Origin of the sequence: Streptomyces sp. NBC_00654 (genome assembly GCF_026341775.1) — a bacterium.
Classification (GTDB): domain Bacteria; phylum Actinomycetota; class Actinomycetes; order Streptomycetales; family Streptomycetaceae; genus Streptomyces.
Map to the genome: position 1 here is coordinate 690,207 of NZ_JAPEOB010000002.1, position 22,943 is coordinate 713,149.

16 protein-coding genes and 1 pseudogene are annotated in these 22,943 nt (G+C 71.1%); 4 read left to right on the forward strand and 13 right to left on the reverse strand.

All coding sequences use genetic code 11. The annotated features are described in order from the left end of the window. Positions 1 to 148 precede the first annotated feature (148 nt). Positions 149 to 1,642, reverse strand: a complete 1,494-nt coding sequence (locus OHA98_RS23340; protein ID WP_266928689.1) for a hypothetical protein — start codon at positions 1,640 to 1,642, stop codon at positions 149 to 151. Positions 1,643 to 1,873: 231 nt separating this feature from the next. Here OHA98_RS23340 and OHA98_RS23345 point away from each other — a divergent pair, with 231 nt between their 5' ends. Beyond that, complete coding sequence (locus OHA98_RS23345) at positions 1,874 to 3,010, forward strand: aminoglycoside phosphotransferase family protein (RefSeq protein WP_266928690.1); 1,137 nt, start codon at positions 1,874 to 1,876, stop codon at positions 3,008 to 3,010. Positions 3,011 to 3,284: 274 nt separating this feature from the next. Here the strand turns inward: OHA98_RS23345 and OHA98_RS23350 are convergent, their stop codons facing one another. The 6 genes from OHA98_RS23350 to OHA98_RS23375 all read right to left on the reverse strand — a co-directional run bounded on the left by OHA98_RS23350 (position 3,285) and on the right by OHA98_RS23375 (position 12,134). After that, positions 3,285 to 6,368, reverse strand: a complete 3,084-nt coding sequence (locus tag OHA98_RS23350; protein ID WP_266930866.1) for a ThuA domain-containing protein — start codon at positions 6,366 to 6,368, stop codon at positions 3,285 to 3,287. Between the two features lie 106 nt (positions 6,369 to 6,474). Next, positions 6,475 to 7,371 carry a sugar phosphate isomerase/epimerase gene (locus OHA98_RS23355; RefSeq protein ID WP_266928691.1) on the reverse strand — a complete coding sequence of 299 codons (897 nt, stop codon included), beginning with the start codon at positions 7,369 to 7,371 and terminating at the stop codon, positions 6,475 to 6,477. Beyond that, the gene (locus OHA98_RS23360) at positions 7,368 to 8,582 is read right to left on the reverse strand and encodes a substrate-binding domain-containing protein (protein ID WP_266928692.1); all 1,215 of its coding nucleotides are present in this window, start codon (positions 8,580 to 8,582) and stop codon (positions 7,368 to 7,370) included. The genes OHA98_RS23355 and OHA98_RS23360 overlap by 4 nt, the downstream gene beginning before the upstream one ends. Further along, positions 8,579 to 9,589 carry an ABC transporter permease gene (locus OHA98_RS23365; protein ID WP_266928693.1) on the reverse strand — a complete coding sequence of 337 codons (1,011 nt, stop codon included), beginning with the start codon at positions 9,587 to 9,589 and terminating at the stop codon, positions 8,579 to 8,581. The genes OHA98_RS23360 and OHA98_RS23365 overlap by 4 nt, the downstream gene beginning before the upstream one ends. Next, positions 9,586 to 10,605, reverse strand: a complete 1,020-nt coding sequence (locus OHA98_RS23370) for an ABC transporter permease (RefSeq protein WP_266928694.1) — start codon at positions 10,603 to 10,605, stop codon at positions 9,586 to 9,588. The genes OHA98_RS23365 and OHA98_RS23370 overlap by 4 nt, the downstream gene beginning before the upstream one ends. After that, positions 10,602 to 12,134 (reverse strand): sugar ABC transporter ATP-binding protein, encoded by a 1,533-nt coding sequence (locus tag OHA98_RS23375; protein ID WP_266928695.1) that lies wholly within the window; start codon positions 12,132 to 12,134, stop codon positions 10,602 to 10,604. The genes OHA98_RS23370 and OHA98_RS23375 overlap by 4 nt, the downstream gene beginning before the upstream one ends. A 165-nt stretch (positions 12,135 to 12,299) precedes the next feature. Between OHA98_RS23375 and OHA98_RS23380 the strand changes: the two genes are divergently transcribed. Next, positions 12,300 to 13,505 carry an ROK family transcriptional regulator gene (locus tag OHA98_RS23380; protein ID WP_266928696.1) on the forward strand — a complete coding sequence of 402 codons (1,206 nt, stop codon included), beginning with the start codon at positions 12,300 to 12,302 and terminating at the stop codon, positions 13,503 to 13,505. Between the two features lie 617 nt (positions 13,506 to 14,122). Then, the gene (locus OHA98_RS23385; RefSeq protein ID WP_266928697.1) at positions 14,123 to 14,809 is read left to right on the forward strand and encodes a transglycosylase SLT domain-containing protein; all 687 of its coding nucleotides are present in this window, start codon (positions 14,123 to 14,125) and stop codon (positions 14,807 to 14,809) included. A gap of 54 nt (positions 14,810 to 14,863) precedes the next feature. On the opposite strand, the gene OHA98_RS23390 is transcribed toward OHA98_RS23385, so the two are convergent. Further along, complete coding sequence (locus tag OHA98_RS23390) at positions 14,864 to 16,195, reverse strand: N-acetylmuramoyl-L-alanine amidase (RefSeq protein WP_266928698.1); 1,332 nt, start codon at positions 16,193 to 16,195, stop codon at positions 14,864 to 14,866. Positions 16,196 to 16,496: 301 nt separating this feature from the next. On the opposite strand from OHA98_RS23390, the gene OHA98_RS23395 reads away from it, so the two are divergent. Further along, the gene (locus OHA98_RS23395; protein ID WP_266928699.1) at positions 16,497 to 18,710 is read left to right on the forward strand and encodes a terpene synthase family protein; all 2,214 of its coding nucleotides are present in this window, start codon (positions 16,497 to 16,499) and stop codon (positions 18,708 to 18,710) included. Here the strand turns inward: OHA98_RS23395 and OHA98_RS23400 are convergent. From OHA98_RS23400 to OHA98_RS23420, 5 genes and pseudogenes are all read right to left on the reverse strand, one after another. Next, positions 18,686 to 19,070, reverse strand: a pseudogene (locus tag OHA98_RS23400) (glycoside hydrolase family 95 protein); the annotation flags it as partial. The gene OHA98_RS23395 and the pseudogene OHA98_RS23400 sit on opposite strands and share 25 nt — an antisense overlap. Positions 19,071 to 19,157: 87 nt before the next feature. After that, positions 19,158 to 19,658, reverse strand: a complete 501-nt coding sequence (locus tag OHA98_RS23405; RefSeq protein WP_073728595.1) for a hypothetical protein — start codon at positions 19,656 to 19,658, stop codon at positions 19,158 to 19,160. A 107-nt stretch (positions 19,659 to 19,765) separates the two neighbouring features. Then, on the reverse strand, positions 19,766 to 20,932 hold the full coding sequence (locus OHA98_RS23410) for a thiolase domain-containing protein (RefSeq protein WP_266928700.1): 1,167 nt from the start codon (positions 20,930 to 20,932) through the stop codon (positions 19,766 to 19,768). Further along, positions 20,925 to 21,977: a thiolase domain-containing protein gene (locus tag OHA98_RS23415; RefSeq protein WP_266928701.1), complete on the reverse strand. Its 1,053-nt coding sequence runs from the start codon at positions 21,975 to 21,977 to the stop codon at positions 20,925 to 20,927. The genes OHA98_RS23410 and OHA98_RS23415 overlap by 8 nt, the downstream gene beginning before the upstream one ends. Next, the gene (locus tag OHA98_RS23420) at positions 21,978 to 22,934 is read right to left on the reverse strand and encodes a Zn-ribbon domain-containing OB-fold protein (protein ID WP_266928702.1); all 957 of its coding nucleotides are present in this window, start codon (positions 22,932 to 22,934) and stop codon (positions 21,978 to 21,980) included. Positions 22,935 to 22,943: the final 9 nt, after the last annotated feature.

Below are 22,943 nucleotides of genomic sequence, written 5' to 3' on the forward strand. Positions count from 1 at the left end.
CGGTGCCGGACGCCGTTGTCGGACGCCGGTGGGTGTACGAGCGATGAGTGGTGGGACACGGGAGGTCGGGACGGGTACGGGCGGAAGGGTGCGCGGCCGGTGACAGCGCGACGGGTTCGGACGGCGTCCCGGAATCGGACGCGCCGGATCAGATCCGGGAACTCCCGGCCTTCTTGGCGGCGGTCTGCGGCAGCAGGTGCTCGATCTCCTCACGCAGGTCCTGAATCCGCGCGTCACCCGTGAACCGGTCGGTGAGCCGGTACATCTCGTGGAGCCGGTCCCAGGTGCGGTGCGAGGAGGTCTCCCCCATCGCCACCAGGGCGAGCCGTGCGTACCGGTCGGCCTGCTCGGGATCGTCGGCGATGAAGCAGGCCGAGGCGAGCGAGATGTAGTCGAAGATCTTGGACCGCTGGCGTCCGTCGATCCGCAGCTCCAGGGCTTCCTTCGCATGGCGCTGGGCCAGTGCGGCGACCGCCGGATCGTGCTCGGCCAGCGTGCGGAAGGCGAGCGCCTGCATGCCGTGCATATCGGCCTCGTCGAACATCTGCATCCAACTGGGGGGCGGCACATCACCCTTGTCCGAGACGAAGTACTCCTCGGCCTCGCCCAGTGTCCGCCGCATGGCCTGACCCCGTCCCAGGGCCGCCTGTGCCCAGGCCTCGATGGTGTGCAGCATCGCCTGTGTGCGGGGCAGCACCTCGTCGCCGGATCCCGACTTCGCGAGCTTCATCAGGTCCAGTGCCTCGTCGGGCCGGCCCAGGTGCACCATCTGGCGGGCCGCCCGGGAAAGTGCTTCCCCGGCGCGTGGCCGGTCGCCGCCCTCACGGGCCGCGTGGGCGGCGATGACGAAGTACTTCTGGGCCGTGGGTTCGAGACCGACGTCGTGGGACATCCAGCCCGCGAGCACGGCGAGGTCGGCGGCGACACCCCACAGCCGCCGCTGGAGATGGTCGGGGTGGCGGTAGGAGAGCATGCCCCCCACCTCGTTGAGCTGGCCCACGACCGCCTTGCGCTGCAGTCCGCCGCCCCTGGCGGCGTCCCAGGCGCGGAACACCTGGACCGAGTGCTCCAGGGCCTCGATCTCCTGGGACCCGACGGGTGCCGCCTCGTACCGGTCGAAGCCGGCCGGGTCCGCGTGCAGGGGGTCGTCGGTGCGTGGCACATCGGCCGCCGGAGCGGGGTCGCTGTGCAGCCAGTCGTGCATGGCGCCGGTGATGGCTGATCCGGCGGCGAGCGCGGCGCCCGCCCCCACCAAGCCGCGTCGGTTGAGCATGAGGTCCATTCCCGTGAATTCGGTGAGGACCGCTGCCGTCCGTTCGGGCGCCCACGGCAATCCGTCGGGATTCTTGTCCGTCCCGGAGTCACGCCGTTTCCCCACACGCCCGCGTCGGCCGAACCCGAGGTCCTCGATGGTCACGACACGGCCGAGCCGCTCGGTGAACAGGGCTGCCAGCACTTCGGGCACGGGATCGCGCGGGGATTCCCCCATGTCGATCCAGCGCCTGACCCGCGAGGTGTCGGTCGCCAGCTGGGGGTGGCCCATGGCCGCCGCCTGCCGGTTCACCATTCTCGCGAGTTCGCCCTTGGACCAGCCGGCCAGGCCGAACAGGTCGGAGAGACGGGTGTTGGGTAGTCCGGTCACGTCAAGCCCCCAGGTTCTCGGCTGACTTGACACTAACCCCCTGTCAGATGCGGGTCGACTATTCGCCAGGGTTCGCCAGGGCACGCCAGATGGTCTGCCACCCGCGGTCCGGTGTCAGGTAGGAAAGCGCCACCCCGCCCGGCAGCCCTCGGTACTCCCCAGGGTGCCGAACGGCCGCCGGCCGGGGCGGCGCACGCAATCTGTCGGCGCGCGAAGGGATCTGTCTCGCCCATGTACACAGCATCGTCCTCCGTGTCCGCCCCGCCCCGGCCGATCCGACCCATGGGAGCGGGGGGCGGTCCGTATCTCGCTCCCCACTCCGGTGCGCCGACGCCGGTGCTGGGCCGGCCGCGGCGGGCGGGGGGGCCGGGCGCCGGGCCGCTCAGCGGAAGGATCGACCTGTCCGGGCCGCAGGGCGCGCAGGTGCGCATGGCCATCGTCTCGGTGCAGCGCATCTGCCCCGAGTTCAACCCGGTCCAGGTGCTGCGCCGCAGCGGCCGTTCGGTCCTGATCGTCGGCACCACCGGCCGGGCCACGGCCGTGGCCAAGTGCTTACTGGACCACTCCCCGGCATGGACGGAACGGTTCCGGCACGAAATAGCTGCGTACCGCGCGTTCGTCCGGCACCGCCCACCGGTTCGGGTGCCCAGGCTGATCGCGGCGGACCCGGAGAACTGCACCCTGGTCATCGAGCGGATGCCCGGCCGGGTCGCGGCCCTGACGAGGCACCCTTCCGAGGCCCCGCCCCGGGCGGATGTGCGGGCCGCGCTCGGTGCGATCAGCCGGGTCAACGCCTGGCGGCCGCCGCCCGGTCTGTTCGAGGCACCGCTGGACTACGCCTCGCGGATCGCGCGCTATCACGAGCTCGGTCTGTTCACCGACCGTGATCTGGGTGATCTGCAGAAGCTGCTGCACGGTCTGGCGCACGCGGGCGGACGGCAGGGCATGGGGCAGTTCTGCCACGGCGACGCGCTGCTCTCCAACATCCTGCTGTCGCCCACCGGCCCGGTGCTGGTGGACTGGGAGCACGCGGGCTGGTATCTGCCGGGCTACGACCTGGCGACGCTGTGGGCGGTGCTCGGTGACGCACCGGTGGCGCGGCGGCAGATCAGTCAGCTGGCGCAGGCCGCGGGTCCGGCGGCGCGCGACGCGTTCCTGGTGAACCTGATGCTGGTGCTGACGCGGGAGATCCGGCAGTACGAGACGGCCGTGCAGCGCACCATGCGCGAGGCGTCGCCGGCGGGTGCCGTCCAGGACCGGCCGGGTCCGCACTTCTCGGGCGAGGAGCAGCGGCTACTGCTGCGCAGGCTGCACGACGACTGCGCCATGGCGCGGCGGGCCGTGCGGGCGGCGGTCGGCACCCGCTGAGCGGACCGCGGCAGTTGCGCGGTCCGCGCGGGGACGGGGACCGCGGGAGCAGGACCGGGGCGGAGGGGAAACGCGCTGCGGGGCCGGTGCCGACACACCGGTCCCGCAGCGCGCTGTTCCTTGCCCGGCGCCGGTTGTCAGACCAGTGTCAGGACCGGTGTCAGGCCCTCTGCCAGTGCCCCGGGAGCAGGGCCTGGCAGAGGAGCCCGGTCCTGACAGCAAGGCCCTTCTGTCGGCCGGAAGTTGGCAGCTGCCTGGCAGCAGCTGTCAGGTGTCAGCCGGTCGCGAAGTCCACCGCGTCCACGTCGAAGGAATTGTCCTGCGGCGAGGTGAAGACCAGATAGAGCTTGTGGGTTCCGTTCAGTGCCTGGACGGGAACGGGTGGCGTGGCCCGGTAGGTGTCCCAGCCTCCGGTGTCGGGAACAGGGGTGGTGGCGAGCAGGGTGCCGTCCGGGGCGTCCGCGCGGAGTTCGACCGCTCCCACACCGTTGGGCGAGGAGAGGGTGTAGCTGACGGTGGCGATGCCCTCGACGCTCATCGGGTCGAAGGCGACCCAGTCACCGTCGGAGATGTCCCCGATCCGTTTGCCGTTCTCGGCGCCTTCCTGGGAAACGATCCGGGTGCCGGACTGGGCGTCGTGGTACTCGGCCTGCTTGTGCCGGGGCTGGAGCACCGATCGCCCGTAGCCGGTCAGGGCCGAGACGCCGTCGCCGCCCTTGTCGGTGTACTTGGCGTTGAGTACATAGGTGAGGTCGGCGCCCTCGGGGTGGCCGCCCAGGTCACCGGTGTCCACGGTGCCCTCGCAGCCGGGGATGTCGGTGGTGGGGTGTTCGTGGTCGTCGTGGCCGAGGGCCGGGTTGACGGTGACCTCGGCGCAGTCGACCGGGCCGTCCTCGGGGTCGGTGACGGTGACCCTGTACGGGATCCTGTCGCCGAACTCGATGAGTCTGCCGCTGACGGGGAAGTCGATGGTGACCTCCGGGGCGGTGTTGCCCGCCGTGACGGGGATGTTGGCGTAGCCGGACTTGCCGCCGGCGTCGGTGACCTTCAGCTGGGCCGCGTAGTCGCCCTTGACGGTGTAGGTGTGGCTGGGGGCGGGCTCGGTGGAGTCGTAGGTGCCGTCGCCGTCGAAGTCCCAGGCGTAGCCGAGCGCGTCGCCGTCGGGGTCCTCGCTGCCCTCGGCGGAGAAGTCGACCTTCAGCGGCACGGGACCGTCGGTCGCGGAGGCGGTGGCCCTGGCGACCGGGGCGCGCTGTCCCTGGGCGTAGTCGACGCGGTAGAGCCCCGAGTCGTTGTTGCCGCCGCCGAAGGAGGAGCCCCATTCGAGGACGTACAGCGAGCCGTCGGGGCCGAACGTCATGTCCATCGGCTTGTTGAACTTCTGCGAGGACAGGAAGTCGTTGATCTTCAGGACCTTGTCGTCCTTGTCGAAGCGGACTTCCTTGACGTAGTCGCGCGCCCACTCGTAGAAGAAGCTCGCGCCCTCGAAGTAGGCGGGGAACTTGGTGGTGGAGGGGTTCTTGCTGTCGTAGTGGTAGACCGGTCCGCTCATCGGGGCCGAGCCGCCGCTGCCGACCTCGGGAAACTCCGGGGAGGCGCCGTATCCGTACCAGATCTCCGGCTGCTGGACCGGGGGGAGTTCGCGCAGCCCGGTGTTGTTGGGTGAGGCGTTGACCGGCTTGGCGCAGTCGAACTTGGGGCCGACCTCCTCCGTGTCCGGGTTGTAGGGGGCGTACGCCTGGTTGTTGCCGTGGCAGAACGGCCAGCCGAAGTTCCCGGCCTTCTTGATGACGTTGTACTCGACGAGGCCCTCGGGGCCGCGGTCGGTGGTGGGCAGTCCGCGGTCGGGGCCGTAGTCGGAGGCGTGGACGTAGCCGGTCTTCGGGTCGACGGTGAAGCGGAACGGGTTGCGGAAGCCCATGGCGTAGATCTCGGGGCGGGTGTCCACGGTTCCCTCGGCGAAGAGGTTGCCCTTGGGGATGGTGTAGCCGCCCGCGTCGGTGGGCCTGATGCGCAGGATCTTGCCGCGCAGGTCGTCGGTGCTGCCGGCGGTACGGGCGGCGTCGAGCATCTCCTTGCCCTCGCGCCAGTCGAGCGGGGCGTAACCCTGCCAGTCCGGATCGAGGTTGGGCGGGGTGTCGTCGCCGACGCCCAGGTAGAGGGTACGGCCGGGGCCGAACTCGACGGCGCCGCCGGTGTGGCCCGGTTCGGGGAAGGTGCGGTCGCGGTAGGCGGGGACGTCGAGGAGTGTCTTCTCGCTGGTGAGGTCGAGGGTGTTGCCCTCGACCGTGAAGCGGGAGAGCCGGTTGACGTCCTGGGTGGCGCCCGCGGGGGCGTAGTAGAGGTAGATCCAGTGGTTCTTCGTGAAGTCCGGGTCGAGTTCCATCCCGACGAGGCCGTCCTCGCCACCGCCGTAGACGTCGAGCTTTCCGGCGGTGGTGGTGGCGTGCGTGGCGGGGTCGAAGACGTTCACCTCACCGCTGCGCTGGATGTAGAAGACCCGTCCGTCCTTGGCGACGTCCAGTTCCATCGGGTCGGCGGTGTTGTCGTCGAGGGTGACCTTCTCGTAGCCGTTCCACACGGTGCCGCCGCAGTCGCCGGGCTTGTTGCCCGCGGCCCACCGGAGACCGCCGATGACGTGGTCGCGGAAGGCGGCCTCCGTGTACGCGGGGATGTCGTGGCCCATGGCGGTGGCCCAGACCCTGCCGCCCTCGGTGTTGCGGCACCAGGAGATGGGGTGGTCGGCGCCCATCGCGGAGCCGCCCGGGTCGTAGGTGGTCTCGTCGGCGGTGACCAGGACATGGACGTCACCGCGGGGGTTGGCGTCGAAGTTGTACCACTCCTCGGGGCGCTCCCAGCGTTCGGGGAGACCGGCGGTGGAGGGGTGGACACGGTCGGCGACCTTGGCGGTGCCCTTCAGGACACCGGGCGAGTGGGCGGGCATGTGCGCGCCGCCGTTGATGACCTCGTCCCACCAGGGGAACTCCTGCTCGACTCCCATGTCGAGGGTGTTGTGGAGGGCGACGATGCCGCCTCCGCCCTGTACATAGGAACGCAACGCTTCGCGCTGGGCGTCGGTGTCCCACACCATGCCGGAGTTCTGCAGCATGACGACGGCGTCGAACTCCTTGAGCTTCGCGTCGTCAAAGACCGCGGGGTCGGCGGTCTCGACGAGGGAGAAGTTGTTCTCCGCCGCCTCCTCCTCGAACATCTGGATGCCCGCGGGGATGGAGGCGTGGACATAGCCCGCGGCACGGGTGAAGAGCAGGACGTTGAAGGCGGGTGCCTTGCCGGTGGTCGCCGCGCCGGCCGGCAGCGCGGTCAGGGCGAGGAGCAGGGCGCCCACCGAGGCGATCAGCGCCCTCCCTATGTCACGAGCATGACATTTCCATCGTTGGCGGCTCACATGGGTCCTCTCTCGACGGGTGGACGAGCAGGGTCGGGGTACGGCGGCGGCCCGGGGGTCAGGGGGCGGCGGCCGGGGGCTGTTCCAGGGCGGCCAGAGCGGTACGCAGGAAGGCCAGGCCCTCCGTGGCGATGGTGTCCTGGGCGGGGGCGAGCGGCCGCCACACCGAGGCGGCGACCGCGATGGCGTCGTTGTGCGCGGTGAACGACTCGATGCACAGCGGCCCCCGGTACCCGCTCGCCAGGAGCGCGGTGAGGAAACCGGTCCAGTCGAGGGAGTCGGCGCCGGGGGTGCCCCGGTCGTTGGCGCACACCTGGACATGGACGATGCGGCCCGCGGCGCGGTGGACGGCGGCGGCCAGGGAGCGTTCCTCGATGTTCTGGTGGTACGTGTCCAGCGCCAGGCCGATGGTGTCCCCGGGGAGCCCGGTGAGGGCGTCGAGGGTCTGCTCGACGGTGTTGAGCAGACTCGTCTCGTACCGGTTGAGGGGTTCCACCCCCAGCCGTACACCGGCGTCCGCGGCATGGCGGACGACCGGAGCGAGGTTCTCGCGCAACTCCGCGTAGGCCGCTTCGCGTTCGCGCCGGTCCAGCCGCCAGGTGCGCCCGACGGCCGCGTAGAGGGGCCCGGCGACGGTGGGGGCGTTCAGCGCGTGGGCGGCGTCGACGCAGCGGCGCAGATAGTCCTGGGTGACCTGGACGGTACGCGGGTCGGTGCGGACGAGATCGCGGTCGGGCGGCATCACGGCGATCACCGCGGCGGGCGCGAGCCCGGAGACGTCGAGGAGTCTGCCCACCGACGCGGGTGACCAGTCACGTTCGTTCTCCAGCGGGATCTCGACACAGTCGAAACCCCAGGCGGACAGGCGCGGCAGGACGTCGCCGAGTGCTTCGTACGTCACGGGGGAATGCCAGATCCACGGGTTCGCGCCGAGGGGGAGGCGTACGGGGCTCACTTCTTCCCTCCCCACTTCTCCGGGAAACCGGGCAGGTCCTCGCAGCCGCACATCGCGTAGTGCAGCGGGGGCATACCGGGCTTGAGGTACTGGTCGAGGGTGTCCTCGGTGACGGTGGGCTGCGGCAGTTTCCATTCCCTGGGGACCTGCTCGCCCCGGAGGATCCTCAGCGCGGCGATGACGGGCGTACGCCACTGGAACGTCGGGTACGAGGGGGCGACGGCGGTGAGCTTCTTGTCCTTCCACGCCTGGAGGAAGTCCTGCTGGTCCTCTCCGGTGATCGGCGGTACGTCCCTGCCCGCGTCCTCGAACGCCTCGACGGCGGCGACGGCGGTCGCGCCGGAGTCCATCCAGACGCCGTCGATCCTGCCGTGGCGGGTGAGTGCGTCGGAGACGATGGACTTGGTCCTGGCGGGGTCGCCGTCGGTGAACTTCACGTCCACGACGTCCAGTCCGCTCCGGTCGAACGCGAGCTTCGCCGCCGACCAGCGGGTCTCCAGCACATCGACGCCGGGCGAGATCCGCAGGGCGAGGACCTTGCCCCCGGACTTGACCTTCCCGACCAGGAAATCGGCGGCGGCCGCCCCATATCCGTAGCCGCCGACGGGGTTGATGAAGGTGACCGCGCAGTCACTGTCCACACCCCGGTCGAAGACGATGACGGGCAGTTTCGCGCAGGCCTGTTTCACCGCGGGGGTGAGGGTCGCGGTGGTGTTCGGGGAGACGATCAGGGCGTCGCAGCCCCTGCCGGTGAGCTCCTGGATGTCGGAGATCTGTTTGTCGTCCTTGCCCTGGGCGTCCAGAACGGTGAACTCGGTGATCTCCTTGTGGAGCGCGACCTCGGCCCTCATGTTCCTGAGGCCGACCTGACGCCAGGGGTTGAACACCCCCGCGTTGGAGAAGCACAGGTGCAGGCCACCGGATCCCTTGCGCCGGTACTGGGAGGTGTCGGTGAACTCGGGCCGGAGCATCTGCTCCCACGGCCTGTCCGCCGGGCCCTGGGCCGCCTCCTCGCCGAGGGCGAGCTGCCGTTCGTACTCGGTCCGGTCGAAGAACTTCGACTGTTCGCCGGTCCCGGAGCCGTCGGCGGGACCGGCGGACGTGGCCGACGGGGGGTTCGACGGCACATCGCTCGTACACCCGGCGAGCAGGGCCGCGCCGAGCACAGCGGTCACGGGGAGGAGGGTGTGCCGGGTCAGTCGCGTACTCATGTGGGTTTCACTCCCGAGGGTTCGGTACGCCGGCGGCGCGGCCGGGACCGGTCGGCCGCGCCGAGTCCGACGGCGGCGATGACGATGACGCCTTGCACGGTCGATTCCAGGGCACCGGAGACCCCCTGGAGGTTGAGCAGCGTGAACAGGGCCTGGAGGGAGAAGGCCCCCGCCATCGCCCCGACGACGGAGCCCCGGCCACCGCCGAGCAGGACCCCGCCCAGCACGACGGCGGTGATCGCCTCGAACTCGTAGCCCCGGCCCGCCTGTGCGGAGACCCCGGAGAAGCCGCCGACGAGTACGGCGGCGAGGGCTGCCGCGACGCCGGAGAGGATGAAGGCGATGGTGCGGACGCGGGCGACCCGGACACCGGAGAGTCCGGCGGTCCGCTCGCTGTCGCCGGTGGCGATCAGGGTGCGGCCGAAGTCGGAGCGCATCAGCGCCACGGCGAGCAGCCCGGCGGCGAGGCAGGCGAGCACGGCCCAGGGCAGCCAGCCCAGCGCGGTGCCCCGGCCGAGCTGCCGGAACGCGGCGGGCAGGGCACCGTGCGGGGAGCCGCCCGTCCAGAAGAAGACGGCCCCTTCGAGGATCAGCATCATGCCGAGCGTGGTGATGAAGGAGGGCACCCTGAGCAGGGTGGTGATCAGTCCGCTGACCAGTCCGGCCAGCGCCCCGGCGAGCAGCAGGGCAGCGGTGACCAGCGGCCAGGGCGCGCCGGGGAAGGAACCGTACAGTTCGGCCGCGACCACCACCCCGGCGGTCACGATCGCCCCCACGGAGAGGTCGAACTCGCCGCACACGATGACCAGATACTGGCCCGCCGCGAGGATGACGAGGGGAGCCGCGCGCTTGACGAAGGCGAGGAAGCGGTCGGGTTCGTAGAATCCGGGGTCGGTGAGGGCGAGGGCGGCCAGCAGCACGGCGAGCAGCACACATACGGGGGTGCCGGTGCCCAGGGCGCGCAGGAGGCGGCGTCCAGCGGGCGCGGCCTCGGTGGCGGCGGTCATGCGGTCCTCCCCTGCGGGGCGCGGCGGCGCCCGGCGTACAGGGCGACCGCCGCGATGATGACGACGCCGCGGACGACGTTCTTGAAGAACGGGTCGACGGCGAGCTGGTTGAAGACGCTGTCGAGGACGGCGAGGACGAGGACACCGCCGAGGGTGCCCGCCACTCCCCCGCGTCCGCCGGCGAGTGCGGTGCCGCCGAGGACGACGGCGGCGATGGACTCCAGGTCGTAGCGCGCCTCGGTGCCCGCCCAGGGGGCTCCGGCGCCCAGCCGGGCGGCGAGGAAGAGCGCGGCGGTGCCGACGCAGAGCGAGCACAGGACGTGGGCGGCGACGACGGTGCGGCGGGTGCGGACCCCGGAGAGCCGGGCGGCGTGCTCGTCGCCGCCGGTGGCGTACATGTGGTGGCCGAGCCGGGTGCGGCGGGTGACGGTCCAGATGACGACGGCGACGGCCAGGAGCAGGAAGACGGAGACCGGGACGGGTCCGACACGGTCGTAGCCCAGGCGCTGGAAGGAGGCGGGGACCTCGCCCGCGGGGCCGGTGTAGGTGTTCTCGATCCAGCCGCGCAGGATGAAGGCGGTGCCGAGGGTGGCGATGAAGGCGTTGACCTTCAGCCCGGTGACGATGAGGCCGTTGGCGAGTCCGACGGCGGCGGACAGGGCGAGGACGGCCAGGATCGCGACCAGGACGCTGCCGCTCCGCATGGTCTCGGCGGCGACCAGGGTGCCGAGGCTGATGAGGTAGGCGACCGAGAGGTCGAGCGATCCGGTGAGGATGACGACGGACTGGCCGACGGCGACGAGTCCCAGGGCGACGCAGTTCTGCAGGATGGCCACCGTGTTGGTGACGGTGAGGAAGTCCCCGCCCCGGGCGGCGACCACGATCCAGCCTAGTACGGTGACGGCGAGGGCGGCGAGCCAGACCCCGGTGACGGGGCCGGTGAGGCGCGGCCCGGCGGGTGTGCGCGGCCGGCCGCGCGTTTTCCCCGGTGTGGGGCCGGTCCGGACCTCGGTCATGCGGCGTCCTCCTTCGGACGGCCGCCGCCGGTGGCGACACGCATGATGGCCTCTTCCGTCGCCCCGGCGGGCAGTTCACCTGCCGGGCGCCCGTCGGCCATGACGACGACGCGGTCGCTCATCCCGATCAGCTCCGGCAGTTCGGAGGAGATGATCAGTACGGCGAGGCCCTCGCGCGCCAGTTCCCGGACGAGGGTGTGGATCGCCGCCTTGGCGCCGGCGTCGACGCCCCGGGTCGGTTCGTCGAAGAGCAGCACCCGTGGGCGGGCGGCGAGCCATTTGGCGATGACAACCTTCTGCTGGTTGCCGCCGGAGAGGTACTGGACCTCCTGGTCCTCGCCGCGGGCCCGCAGGCGTACGCGTTCGAGCAGTGCGGTGACGGCGCGGCCCGCGGGCGGTCCGCCGCGGAGGGCTCCGGACCGGGCGGCTCCGGACCGGGCGGCTCCGGACCGGGCGGCTCCGGCGCGGGTGACGAGCAGGGCGTTGTCGCGGACGGACTGGCGCAGGGCGAGTCCTTCGCCCTTGCGGTCCTCGGTGACCAGGGCGATCCCGGCCCTGATGGCCTCGCGGGGGCGGGCCGGGCGCAGTGGTTCTCCGGCGACGGTCATGCTGCCGGCGGTGAAGGGGGCGGCGCCGAACAGCGCGCGGGCCAGGGATGTGCGCCCGGATCCCTGGAGTCCGGCGATACCGACGACCTCGCCGGCCCGGAGGGTCAGATCGATCCCGGATATATGGGAGTTGGCGCCGCCGCTGACGACGAGGACGGTGTCCCCCAGCTCCTCGGGGCGGGCCCGGGGCGGATAGTACGCGCCCAGTTCACGGCCGACCATGGCCCGTACGACGGTGCCGGGGTCGGTGTCGCGGGTGGTGAGGGTGGTGACGTGACGGCCGTCCTTGAGGACGGTGACGCGGTGGGAGAGGTCGAAGACCTCGGGCAACCGGTGGGAGATGTACAGGATGCCGAGCCCGCTCGCGGCCAGTCTGCGCACCAGGGCGGACAGCCGTGCGACCTCGTGGCCGGCGAGCGGCGCGGTGGGTTCGTCCATGACCAGGACCCGTACGTCGGAGGCGAGGGCCTTGACGATCTCGACGGTCTGCCTGCGGGCGACCGAGAGTTCCTGGACGGGGGTGCGCGGGGTGATCCCGGTTTCGTCGATCCGGGCCAGCAGTTCGGCCGTGCGGCGTTCCATGGCGCGGCGGTCGACGAGACCGCGTCGGGTGGGTTCGCGGCCGAGGAAGACGTTCTCGGCGACCGTGCGGTGCGGCAGCAGCGCGAACTCCTGGTGGATGATGCCGATCCCGGCGGCCTGTGCCTGCGCGGGGTGGCCGAAGGAGTGCGTGGTGCCGTCGAGAGTGATGGTGCCGGTGTCCGGTGTGTGCTCACCCGCGAGGATCTTCATCAGGGTGGATTTGCCCGCGCCGTTCTCGCCCACGAGGGCATGCACTTCACCGGCTTCGAGGTCGAGCCCCACATCGTGGAGCACACGGACCCCGAGAAAGCTCTTGGACACGCCCTGCATCGTCAGCATCGACTGGCTCCTCGGTAAGCGGTCTGCAGAGCAGATTCGTGATGCACCTTTGACCTGTCAAGGGCTCAAGCAGCTTTATTTGCAAGGAAGTTGAGCCTCACTTAGGCCGATGAACGAACAATTGAAGCCTTGTGAGCAGCGGAAGTCGTCCCTATGGTGACTGCCATGCCTTCGCCGTCGGTTCGCCTCTCCTCGACCGCCTCGAACTCCCCCGGCGAGGTGCTCGCCCTGATCAGTTCGGGGGCGGCCGCGACCCGCGCGGACATCGCCCGGATCACCGGCCTGGCCCGCTCGACGGTCTCCCAGCGGGTGGACGCGCTGATCGGGCACGGCTTCGTGGACGAGGACGCGGACGGTGGTTCCACCGGCGGCCGGCCACCGCGCAGGCTGGCGCTGCGGACAGCCGAGCACGCCGTGGCCGGAGTGGATCTGGGGGCCTCGCACTGCCGGGTGGCGCTGATGGACATCGGCGGCACCATGCTCGCCGCCCAGGAGGATCCGCTGTCGATCGGTGACGGGCCGGACTCCGTCCTGCGCCATGTGGAGCGCACGCTGCGCACCCTGCTGGCGGCGGCCGGGCGCGAGCCGGACACGCTGCGGTCGATCGGCGTGGGGGTGCCGGGGCCGGTGGAGTTCTCCACCGGGCGGCCGGTGGATCCGCCGATCATGCCGGGGTGGCACCAGTACCCGATCCCGGAGTTCTTCGCCGCCCGGTTCGGGGTGCGGGCGCTCGTCGACAACGATGTGAACGTGATGGCGCTGGCCGAGCAGCGGCGTGCCTTCCCCGACTGCCGCTATCTGCTGTACATCAAGGCCGGTACGGGGATCGGCTGCGGGATCGTCGCCGACGGCCTGCTGCACCGGGGGGCGCAGGGCTGCGCCGGTGACATCGGTCATATCCGGGTCGCGGAGCTGGACGACCCGTGCCGGTGCGGCAATTCGGGCTGTCTGGAGGCGGTCGCGGGCGGGGCGTCACTGGCGGCGAAGCTGTCCGGTCTCGGGCTGGAGGCGACATCGGGCAGCGATGTGGTGCGGCTGGTGAAGTCCGGCAACCGGGACGCGGTACGGATGGTCCGTGAGGCGGGCAGGGCGGTGGGCGAGGTGCTGGCCGGTCTGGTGAACTTCTTCAACCCCGACACGGTCGTGCTGGGCGGCGCGCTGGCCGCCGTCCACGACCAGCTGCTCGCGGGGGTCCGGGAGGCGGTCTACCGGCGCTCGCACCCGCTGGCGACGCACGTGCTGCGGATCGAGCCGAGCCGGACGGGCGAGAACGCGGCAGCGGTGGGGGCGGGGATCCTGGCGATCGAACACGCCCTGTCGGTGGAGCAGGTGGACCGGGTGGTGAGCGGGCGGAGCGCCGGCGTCCGCTGAGGACCGGGCGGTGAGCGGGCCGGAGCACCTGCGCCCCCTACCGGAAGTGAGCGGGCGGAGCGCCGGCGTCCGCTGAGGACCGGGTGGTGAGCGGGCGAAGCACCTGCGCCCGCTGAGGACCGGGGGTGAGCGGGCCGGAGCGCCGAAGTCCGCCCGGGTCCGCCCCCACGCCCCGCCGCCGCTCGGCGCGGCCTCCGCTCCCCCTCCCCCTTCCTCCCGGCGCTCGCCTCCGGCTGCCTTCCGCACTCCCCCACGGGTTTTCCTCCACGCTCGGTGAAGCCCCTGTGACCCTGCGGCGCACCGGTGCCGCCTCCCCTGCCCCGACAGGTGAAGCCCGCCACAGGACCTTCGTCACGTACGACTGCCGGTAGTAGCGGCGACACCGCTTTCGCTGTGCAATCAACCGATCAAAACGACCATTCCGCAAGATCTCACGATGAAGGGTAGTAAAGAGGGTCATTGCCTCCCCTCGTTCTGCCCGTTAACCATGGATCCCGGCAAGCACCGAGAACGAGCCTGCGACCCACGCCTCCGGCGAACGCGGCCGGGCCATTCGGTACCTGCACCCCGCGCCGCCGAAGGCCGCCACGCCCGTCCCCCACCGGAAGAGCTCCCGCATGCCTCGCCTCAGCACCATCCGCACCATCCGCATCAACCGTTCGCAGAAGATCGCCGCCGCCGTGCTCGTCGCGACAGGCTCCGTCACCGCTCTCGCCGCCACCGGCGCGTCCGGTGACGCGCGGCCCGCGGCGGCGCACTCCTCCATCGACGTCAAGCCGGTCGCGGCCGCCGGAATACCGGCGACCGGCATCCAGGCGGCCAAGGACGCCGCGATCAAGGAGGCGGTGATCAAGGACGCGGCCGCCAAGAAGACCACGGCCGCGAAGACGGAGGCCAAGAAGACCGCCGTCCTCAAGGCGCACACGTCCGAGCAGGCCGCCAACCGCTCCACCGACCGCAAGGCCGCCGCACCCACGCAGTACAAGAACAACCTGGACGGCTGGATCCGCGAGTCGCTCGACATCATGAAGGCCAAGGGCATCCCCGGCTCCTACGAGGGGCTGCACCGCAACATCATGCGCGAGTCCAGCGGCAACCCGCACGCGGTCAACGACTGGGACATCAACGCCCGCAACGGCGTGCCCTCCAAGGGGCTGCTCCAGGTGATCCAGCCCACCTTCGACGCGTACCACGTCAGCGGTACGCCGAAGAAGCTCACCGACCCGGTCGCCAACATCACCGCCGCGGCCAACTACGCCGCGGACCGTTACGGCTCGATCGACAACGTCGACTCGGCCTACTGAGCCCCACCCGGCGCACGGCGGGAAGAGGCCACGCCCTCCCCGCCGCGCCGTGCGTCACCGTACGCGGACCACATCCACGTCCGACGCCCTCACGAAGCCGATCCGGTGTCCGATCTGGACCGTCACATACTTCTGTCCGCCCGTGAAGTAGGTGTGGTCGTAGGGCTTGGAGGAGTCGATCGTGGGCGCGTAGAAGTACCCGGTGGGCGCCTCGCCGCCACCCGGGAACGCCTGGCCCGCCTTGATCGTGTAGACCAGCGGACTGCCGACGACCGGCGACGCGTGGTCCTGCGGGTACTCGGACTTCTCCGGGTACGCCACCCCGTACACCGGGACCTCCGCCTTCCCGTCCTTGGGCCTCACCACATGACCGGCCGTCGGCGTGGTGACCCGGGCCCGGTCCGGGGTCTGGAGCCAGGCCTTCTTCCCGTACCACCAGATCGCCGTCCACCCCGGGGCCCGGCCGGCGACGACGGCCTGCTGGGTGGCACTGATCTTGCTGCCCCAGTCGGCGGCGCAGTTGGTGCCCGGGGAGCCGTCGGGGTGCAGACCCGGGTCGGCGAACAGCGGTGAGCCGGTGGACGGTTCGGTGTACAGCGGGACGGCGCTGCTCCCCTGGAGGGGCAGATCGGCACCCTTCTCGCAGTCGCGGAAGGCCTGCTTGTTCCGCTTGAAGTCCGGGCTGACCGTGATGAGTTCGCCGTCCCTGGGGGCGGTCGGCACGGTGGGCCTGCCGAGGAGCGCCATGAAGCGGTTCCAGTCCCAGAAGGGGCCCGGGTCCCAGTGCATGTTCTTGGTCCCGGAGGCACTGGTGGGCGGGACGCCGTCGTGGCCGATGATGTGCTGCCGGTCCAGCGGAATGCCGTACTCGGCCGCCAGATGACGTACGAGCCTGGCTGTCGAGCGGTACATCTCGGGCGTGTACCACGTGGCGCCCTCGGCGGCGAAGCCCTCCTGCTCGATGCCGATCGAGTGGGTGTTGAGATACCAGTTTCCGGCCTGCCAGGCGACGTCCTTGTTCTTGACCATCTGCGTGACGTGGCCGTCGGACGAGCGCACCACATAGTGGGCGGAGGTCTGCTTCAGCGGGTTCTGGAAGATCTTCAGTGTGGTGTCGAAGTCCACTTCGGTGTCATGCAGGACGATGAACTTGATCCTGTTGCTGTGCGGCCGGTCCGCGGTGTCGTAGTTGCCGTACGTCTCCTTGTCGGCCGGGTCGCCGGTCTGCTGATAGGCCGCCGGGACCCAGTCGCAGCCGAGACCGCGCGGGCACTCGGGCCGCACCCCGTCGGCACCCGCCGGGGCCGCCGGGGCGAGCAGGGCGGCGCTCAGCGCACCGGCCGCGGTCAGCGCGAGCGCGAGTCTGGTCCTCCGCTTGGACGTCATGACAACCCTTCTGGAAGCTGGGCGTACCGGATCCGTGCCTGGGGGCGATCTCCGTTCTGGGCGGAAACTCTGTGGCGTGTGGTGATGATGCGTCAAGAGTGCTGGGCGGACAACTCGTTGAGCCACTGGACCAGACCACTGACGAACGCCCTGACCTGCGAAGCGGTCCACCCGATCCCATTGGCGTTCATCTGACTAATTGATGGTGTGCGTGCCCCGGATGGCCGAAGGGTAGTGCTGGCGCGGACACCACTGGTCCGCGCGGATGTCGCGCGGCAGCTCCTGGAAAGGCCTGACGCAGATGGCACAGCCCTTCTCACTGCCGGACTTCTATGTTCCGTATCCGGCACGGCTCAATCCTCATGTCGAGGAAGCACGGCGGCACACCCGTGAGTGGGCGCGCGGAATGGGGATGCTGGAGGGTTCGGGCATCTGGGAGGAGAAGGACCTCGAAGCGCACGACTACGCGCTGCTGTGCGCGTACACCCACCCCGACTGCTCCGCCGAGGCGCTGTCCCTGGTGACCGACTGGTACGTGTGGGTCTTCTTCTTCGACGACCACTTCCTGGAACTGTTCAAACGCACCCCGGACCGGCCGGGCGGGAAGCGGTATCTGGACCGGCTGCCGGCCTTCATGCCGATGGAGCGCGGCGCGCCGATGCCCGAGCCCGCCAACCCCGTCGAGGCGGGGCTGGCCGATCTGTGGGCGCGGACGGTGCCCGCGATGTCGGACGCCTGGCGGGCCCGGTTCGCGGAGTCGACCGAGAATCTGCTGAACGAGTCGCTGTGGGAGCTCGCCAACATCAACGAGGGGCGCATCGCGAACCCCGTCGAGTACATCGAGATGCGCCGCAAGGTGGGCGGCGCCCCCTGGTCGGCGGGGCTCGTGGAGTACGCCGCCGGCGCCGAGGTGCCCGACGCGGTGGCCGGCTCGCGCCCGCTGCGGGTGCTGCGGGACGCCTTCTCCGACGCGGTGCACCTGCGCAACGACCTGTTCTCGTACCAGCGCGAGGTCGAGGACGAGGGCGAGAACAGCAACGGGGTACTGGTCCTGGAGACCTTCCTCGGCTGCTCCACCCAGGAGGCCGCCGAGGCCGTCAACGATCTGCTGACCTCGCGGCTCCAGCAGTTCGAGAACACCACGCTGACAGAACTGGGGCCGCTCTGCGCGGAGAAGGGTCTGGACCCGGCGGAGACCACCGCCGTCCTCGCCTACGTCAAGGGGCTCCAGGACTGGCAGTCCGGCGGCCATGAGTGGCACCTGCGCTCCAGCCGCTACATGAACGACGGCGGCGCCGGGCAGGCCGCCCCGGCGCTCGGGATGTCCGCCGCCTCGATCAGGTTCACCCCGCGCTCGGAGTCGTCGCGACTGCGCGGCCACACCCATGTGCCGTACCGGCATGTCGGCCCCTCCCTGCTGCCCGACTTCGACCTCCCGTTCCGTACGACGCTGAGCCCGCATCTGGAGGGCGCGCGGGTACGGATGGTCGACTGGGCGCGGCGGATGGGCATTCTTCAGGCACAGCCGGGAGTGCCGGGCTCGCACATCTGGGACGAGAAGCGCCTGCTCGACATCGATCTGCCGCTGTGCGCGGCGGGGATCCATCCCGACGCGACACCGGAGGAGCTGGACCTCTCCTCGGGGTGGCTGGCCTGGGGTACGTACGGCGACGACTGGTTTCCCGTGGTGCACGGGCGGACCCGTGATCTGGCCGGGGCGCGGCTGGCCAACGAGCGGCTCTCGCAGTTCATGCCGCTGGAGGGCACCGGGACGCCCGAGCCGGTCAACGCGCTGGAGCGGGGGCTCGCCGATCTGTGGCGGCGGACCGTGGCCCCGATGGACGGGGAGCAGCGGCGCGCCTTCCGGTACGGGATCGAGTCGATGACGGAGAGCTGGCTGTGGGAGCTGGCGAACCAGGCGCAGAACCGTATCCCCGACCCGGTCGACTATGTCGAGATGCGCCGTATGACCTTCGGCTCGGATCTGACGATGAGCCTGTGCCGGGTCGGCCACGGACGAAAGGTTCCTGCGGAGATCTACCGCAGCGGCCCGCTCCGGTCCCTGGAGAACGCCGCCGCGGACTACGCCGCGCTCATGAACGATCTGTTCTCGTACCAGAAGGAGATCGAGTACGAGGGTGAGGTGCACAACGGCGTCCTGGTCGTGCAGAACTTCTTCGGGGTCGACTATCCGACCGGCGTGGCGATCGTGCACGACCTGATGAACTCACGACTGCGGCAGTTCCAGCACGTGGCCTCGGAGGAACTGCCCGTGCTGTACGACGACTTCGGCCTGGACGCCGAGGCGCGGGAGATCCTGGCGGGCTATGTGCTGGAGCTCCGGAACTGGATGGCGGGCATCCTGATCTGGCACCGGGGCTGCCGGCGCTACCGCGAGGAGGATCTGCGGCGCGGCACCGGCGCCCCGTGGCACCTCGGCGGTCCCACGGGGCTCGGCACGTCCGCCGCGCGCGTGACGCGGCTGATGGCTCAGCTGTCGGGCAGCAGCGTGTAGCGGCCGCCCGCACGCGCCCGGAAGGTCTTCCGGCCGCCCGCGAACAGTGTGCTGCCGATGGTCACCGAGTGGCTGCGTCCCGCCGTGATGACGACACGGCGGGCCGCACCTGCGGCCCGGTCGATGTCGACGGTGAGGCCGCCCCTGGCCCGCAGCCCGCGAGCCCCTCAGCTGTTCGGCGAGCATCCTGTGCGTGTGGTCGCCGTCCCGGAGCCGCGACCAGAAGTTGATCTTTCAGGCCTTGGACCAGCCGGTTCCGCCGTCGCCGCGTGCCGTCAGCGAGAGCCTGGCCGCGTCGGCCCACTCGCTGCCGGGTTCGATCCGCCGGCCCGGATGGGGGGCGAAGAGGTGGGAGACATGCGGCCTCCTTCATCACCGGGCAGGCGGTGGCGCGCAGGCAGCCGAAAGCCGCCCGTCGCGGTGCGGGCGGCCGTGCGCAGGGACGTTTCAGCCTTGCTGGAAGAGCTCCGCCGGCAGCGGCTTCAGCAGCGCGTACAGGTCGTCGGTGATGGGCCGGTCCCAGCTGGCGATCGTGACGAGCACACCGTCACTGCGGTCGAACTGGACGCAGGCGATCCGGCTCTCGGAGAGCTTGACCCGGCGGACGATCAGCAGGTTGTCCCCCTGCATCACCGGGACGTCCTCGGTGCTCGTCACCTCGATCGGCTCGTCGTTCTCCAGGGCGAGCAGCAGCTGTGCCACCTCGAAGGGGACCTGGCCCTCCTCCGTCTCACGGGCGGGCGAGCCCGTCGGGAGGTTGCCGATGATCATGGCCGGGCCTCGTCCGCCGTACAGGTCGTAGCGGAGGAAGACGCCCTGACAGCTCCCGTCGGGAGCGGGAAGCAGACCCGCGCCGAGGTTTCCGGGCCAGTCCCCCGGATCCATGGCCAGGACATCGAAGTCCGGGCCCGCGGGTGTGGCGGCGCTACGGCGGCGGAGGAAGGACATGCGGACATGTTACGTGTCCCGGCTCACGTCGCGGAGCCGGGCCCGCGCGCACGGTGGGCGGCGGCGGGCACCGGGTGCCCCCGCCCGCCGTGGGGCGCGCCGCTGTCTCAGCCGGGTGGCGGCTGTGATCCGACGAGCCACATCGAGAAGAACTGTGCCCCGCCGCCGTAGGCGTGGCCCAGTGCCTTCCTGGCCCCCTCCACCTGGTGTTCGCCCGCCCGCCCGCGTACCTGGAGGGCCGCCTCGGCGAAACGGATCATGCCGGATGCCCCGATCGGGTTGGTGGACAGGACTCCGCCCGAGGGGTTCACCGGAAGGTCGCCGTCGAGTTCGGTGACGCCGGACTCGGTGAGCTTCCAGCCCTCGCCCTCGGCGGCGAAGCCGAGGTTCTCCAGCCACATCGGTTCGTACCAGGAGAACGGCACGTACATCTCGACGGCGTCGATCTCCCGGCGCGGGTCGGTGATCCCGGCCTGCCGGTACACATCGGCGGCGCAGTCCTTCCCGGCCCGCGGCGAGACGAAGTCCTTGCCCGCGAAGAGTGTCGGCTCGCTGCGCATGGCACCGCCGTGCACCCAGGCGGGCGGGTGCGGGGAGCGGGCCGCGCCGTCGCGGTCGGTGAGGACCATGGCGCAGGCGCCGTCGGAGGACGGGCAGGTCTCGGAGTAGCGGATGGGGTCCCAGAGCATCGGCGCGGCCTGGACCTTCTCCAGGGTGATGCCGGGGTCGTGGATGTGCGCGTACGGGTTCTTCAGCGCGTTGCGCCGGTCCTTGTACGCGACGAGGGAGCCGACCGTGTCGGGGGCGCCGCTGCGGCGCATGTACGCGCGCACGTGCGGGGCGAAGAAGCCGCCCGCACCGGCCAGCAGCGGCTGCTGGAACGGGATCGGCAGCGAGAGGCCCCACATGGCGTTGGACTCGGACTGCTTCTCGAACGCGAGAGTCAGTACGGTCCGGTGGACACGGGCGGCCACCAGATTGGCGGCGACCAGCGCGGTGGATCCGCCGACCGATCCGGCGGTGTGGACGCGGAGCATCGGTTTGCCGACGGCGCCGAGCGCGTCCGCGAGGTAGAGCTCCGGCATCATCACCCCCTCGAAGAAGTCGGGGGCCTTGCCGATGACCACGGCGTCGATGTCCGCCCAGGTCAGCCCGGCGTCGGCGAGGGCGGCCACGGCGGCCTCACGGACGAGCCCGGCGATGGAGACATCGTGCCGGGCGGAGACGTGCTTGGTCTGGCCGATGCCGACGACGGCCACGGGCTCCTTAGACATGAGCGCTCTCCCCTTCCAGGACGGCGACCAGATTCTGTTGCAGGCACGGTCCGGAGGTGGCGTGGGCCAGGGCCCGGTCGGACTCGCCCCGGTGGATCCGGGCGGCGGCCTCACCGAGCCGGACCAGACCCGCGGCCATCATCGGGTTGGCGGCGAGGGCCCCGCCCGAGGGGTTCACGCTGACCTCGTCCCCCAGCCCGAGCGCCGCGCGGAGCACGACTTCCTGGGAGGTGAAGGGGGCGTGCAGCTCGGCGGTGTCGACCGGCCGGTCGAAGGCACCGGCGCGTTCGGCGGCGAGCCGGGTGGAGGGCGAGTCGGTCAGGTCGCGGACGCCGAGGCCGTGGGCCTCGATCCGGTGGTCGATGCCCCGGATCCAGGCGGGGCGCGCGCACAGGGCGCGGGCGGTGTCCCCGACGGCGAGGACCACGGCCGCGGCACCGTCGCCCACGGGCGGGCAGTCGCCGGTCCGCAGGGGCCCCACCACCTGGCGGCCCGCCGGGACGTCCCCGGTGAGCTGGGCGTACGGGTTGGCCGAGGCGGCGGTGCGGCTGCGGGCGGCGATCTCGGCCAGGCCCTGTTCGTCGGTGGCGCCCGCGTCGATGAGCGCCTGCGCCTGGAGGGCGGCGAGAGCCACGGAATCCGGCCAGAGCGGGGCCACGTAGTACGGGTCGAGCTGCCGGGTCAGGACATCGCGGACCTCGCCCGGCGAGGACTTGCCGTAGGCGTAGACCAGGGCGGTGTCCGCCTCACCGGTCTGCAGTTTCACCCACGCCTCGTACAGCGCCCAGGCGCCGTCCATCTCCACATGCGACTCGGAGATCGGCGGGTACGCGCCGACACCGTCGAGCGCCATGGTGAAGGAGAAGGCCCGGCCCGCCAGGTAGTCGCTGGAGCCGGAACAGGTGAAGCCGATGTCGCTCGCCTTCAGGCCGGTCGCGCCGAGGACCTCGTGCAGGACGGGCATCAGCATGTCGACTTCGGAGAGTTCGTCGGTGCGCCGCCGGTGCGCGGTCTGCGCGAAGGCCACGATCGCCACGTCTCGCATCTACAGCAGCTCCTTGTACGTGTCGTAGTCGGCGTCGGGCTCTCCGGTGGGCCGGTAGTGGTCGGGGTAGCGGCCGCCCTCGGTCCAGACCGGTTCGACGCGCAGCCCCATCCGCACCTGGTCGTAGGGGATGCCGGCGATCCGGCCGTGCAGCGCGAGGTCGGCGCCGTCCAGGGCGATATGGGCGTAGACGTACGGCACCTCGATGCCGAGGTTCGCCGTGTGGGCGGCCTTGATGTTGACGATGCAGTACGTGGTCACGGTGCCGCGCGGGCCGACCTCGACCGGCTCCGCGGTGGCGACGCCGCAGGTGGGGCAGGCGCCGCGGGGCGGCACGTACACCTTGCGGCAGGACGGACAGCGCTCGCCGACCGTGCGCCGCTCGGCGAGGGCGTTGATGTACGCGCTCTGGGCGCGGCCGGGGGTGTAGGTGTAGTCGAGCCGGGCGGGGGTGACGATGGTGGTGACCGGGTCGCTGAACTCTCCGCTGTGCCGGACTGGCCGGCCGGTGTCCGCGTCCCCTTCGTACGGTTCGAAGCAGGCGATGTCGGTGATCGCGCCGGTACGGGCCGCCGCCCAGCGGACGCGGACCCGCATCCCGGTGCGTACGGCCTCGGGGCCCGGGGCGTCCAGGACGTGGAGCAGCGCGGTGTCGGCGCCGTCGAGCCGGACCAGGACCCAGGCGAACGGGGTGTCCAGGGGCTGGTCGCGGCGCGGGTCGGGGTTCCAGGCCCAGGTGGTGACGGTGCCGGTGGCGGCGACCTCGACGAGTTCGCGGAGCTCCTCGGCGGTGACGGGGTCGTACTCGACGGGCGGTACGAGGACCTTTCCGTCGCCGGTCCGCACGCCGAGCACGGTCCGCTCGCGCAGTCCGGTGAGGAAGGCGCTCTGTACGGGGCCGAGCGAGCGGGTGAAGGGGAATTCGACCACCAGCGGTGCGCTGAGGACTTCGGGCACGGTTGTCTC

Bases quoted from the DNA above. Each gene is read 5' to 3' on its own strand.
- OHA98_RS23345 (WP_266928690.1), top strand. From the start codon at position 1,874: ATGTACACAGCATCGTCCTCCGTGTCCGCCCCGCCCCGGCCGATCCGA.
- OHA98_RS23360 (WP_266928692.1), bottom strand. From the start codon at position 8,582: ATGAGTACGCGACTGACCCGGCACACCCTCCTCCCCGTGACCGCTGTG.
- OHA98_RS23365 (WP_266928693.1), bottom strand. From the start codon at position 9,589: ATGACCGCCGCCACCGAGGCCGCGCCCGCTGGACGCCGCCTCCTGCGC.
- OHA98_RS23370 (WP_266928694.1), bottom strand. From the start codon at position 10,605: ATGACCGAGGTCCGGACCGGCCCCACACCGGGGAAAACGCGCGGCCGG.
- OHA98_RS23375 (WP_266928695.1), bottom strand. From the start codon at position 12,134: ATGCTGACGATGCAGGGCGTGTCCAAGAGCTTTCTCGGGGTCCGTGTG.
- OHA98_RS23380 (WP_266928696.1), top strand. From the start codon at position 12,300: ATGCCTTCGCCGTCGGTTCGCCTCTCCTCGACCGCCTCGAACTCCCCC.
- OHA98_RS23385 (WP_266928697.1), top strand. From the start codon at position 14,123: ATGCCTCGCCTCAGCACCATCCGCACCATCCGCATCAACCGTTCGCAG.
- OHA98_RS23390 (WP_266928698.1), bottom strand. From the start codon at position 16,195: ATGACGTCCAAGCGGAGGACCAGACTCGCGCTCGCGCTGACCGCGGCC.
- OHA98_RS23395 (WP_266928699.1), top strand. From the start codon at position 16,497: ATGGCACAGCCCTTCTCACTGCCGGACTTCTATGTTCCGTATCCGGCA.
- OHA98_RS23405 (WP_073728595.1), bottom strand. From the start codon at position 19,658: ATGTCCTTCCTCCGCCGCCGTAGCGCCGCCACACCCGCGGGCCCGGAC.
- OHA98_RS23410 (WP_266928700.1), bottom strand. From the start codon at position 20,932: ATGTCTAAGGAGCCCGTGGCCGTCGTCGGCATCGGCCAGACCAAGCAC.
- OHA98_RS23415 (WP_266928701.1), bottom strand. From the start codon at position 21,977: ATGCGAGACGTGGCGATCGTGGCCTTCGCGCAGACCGCGCACCGGCGG.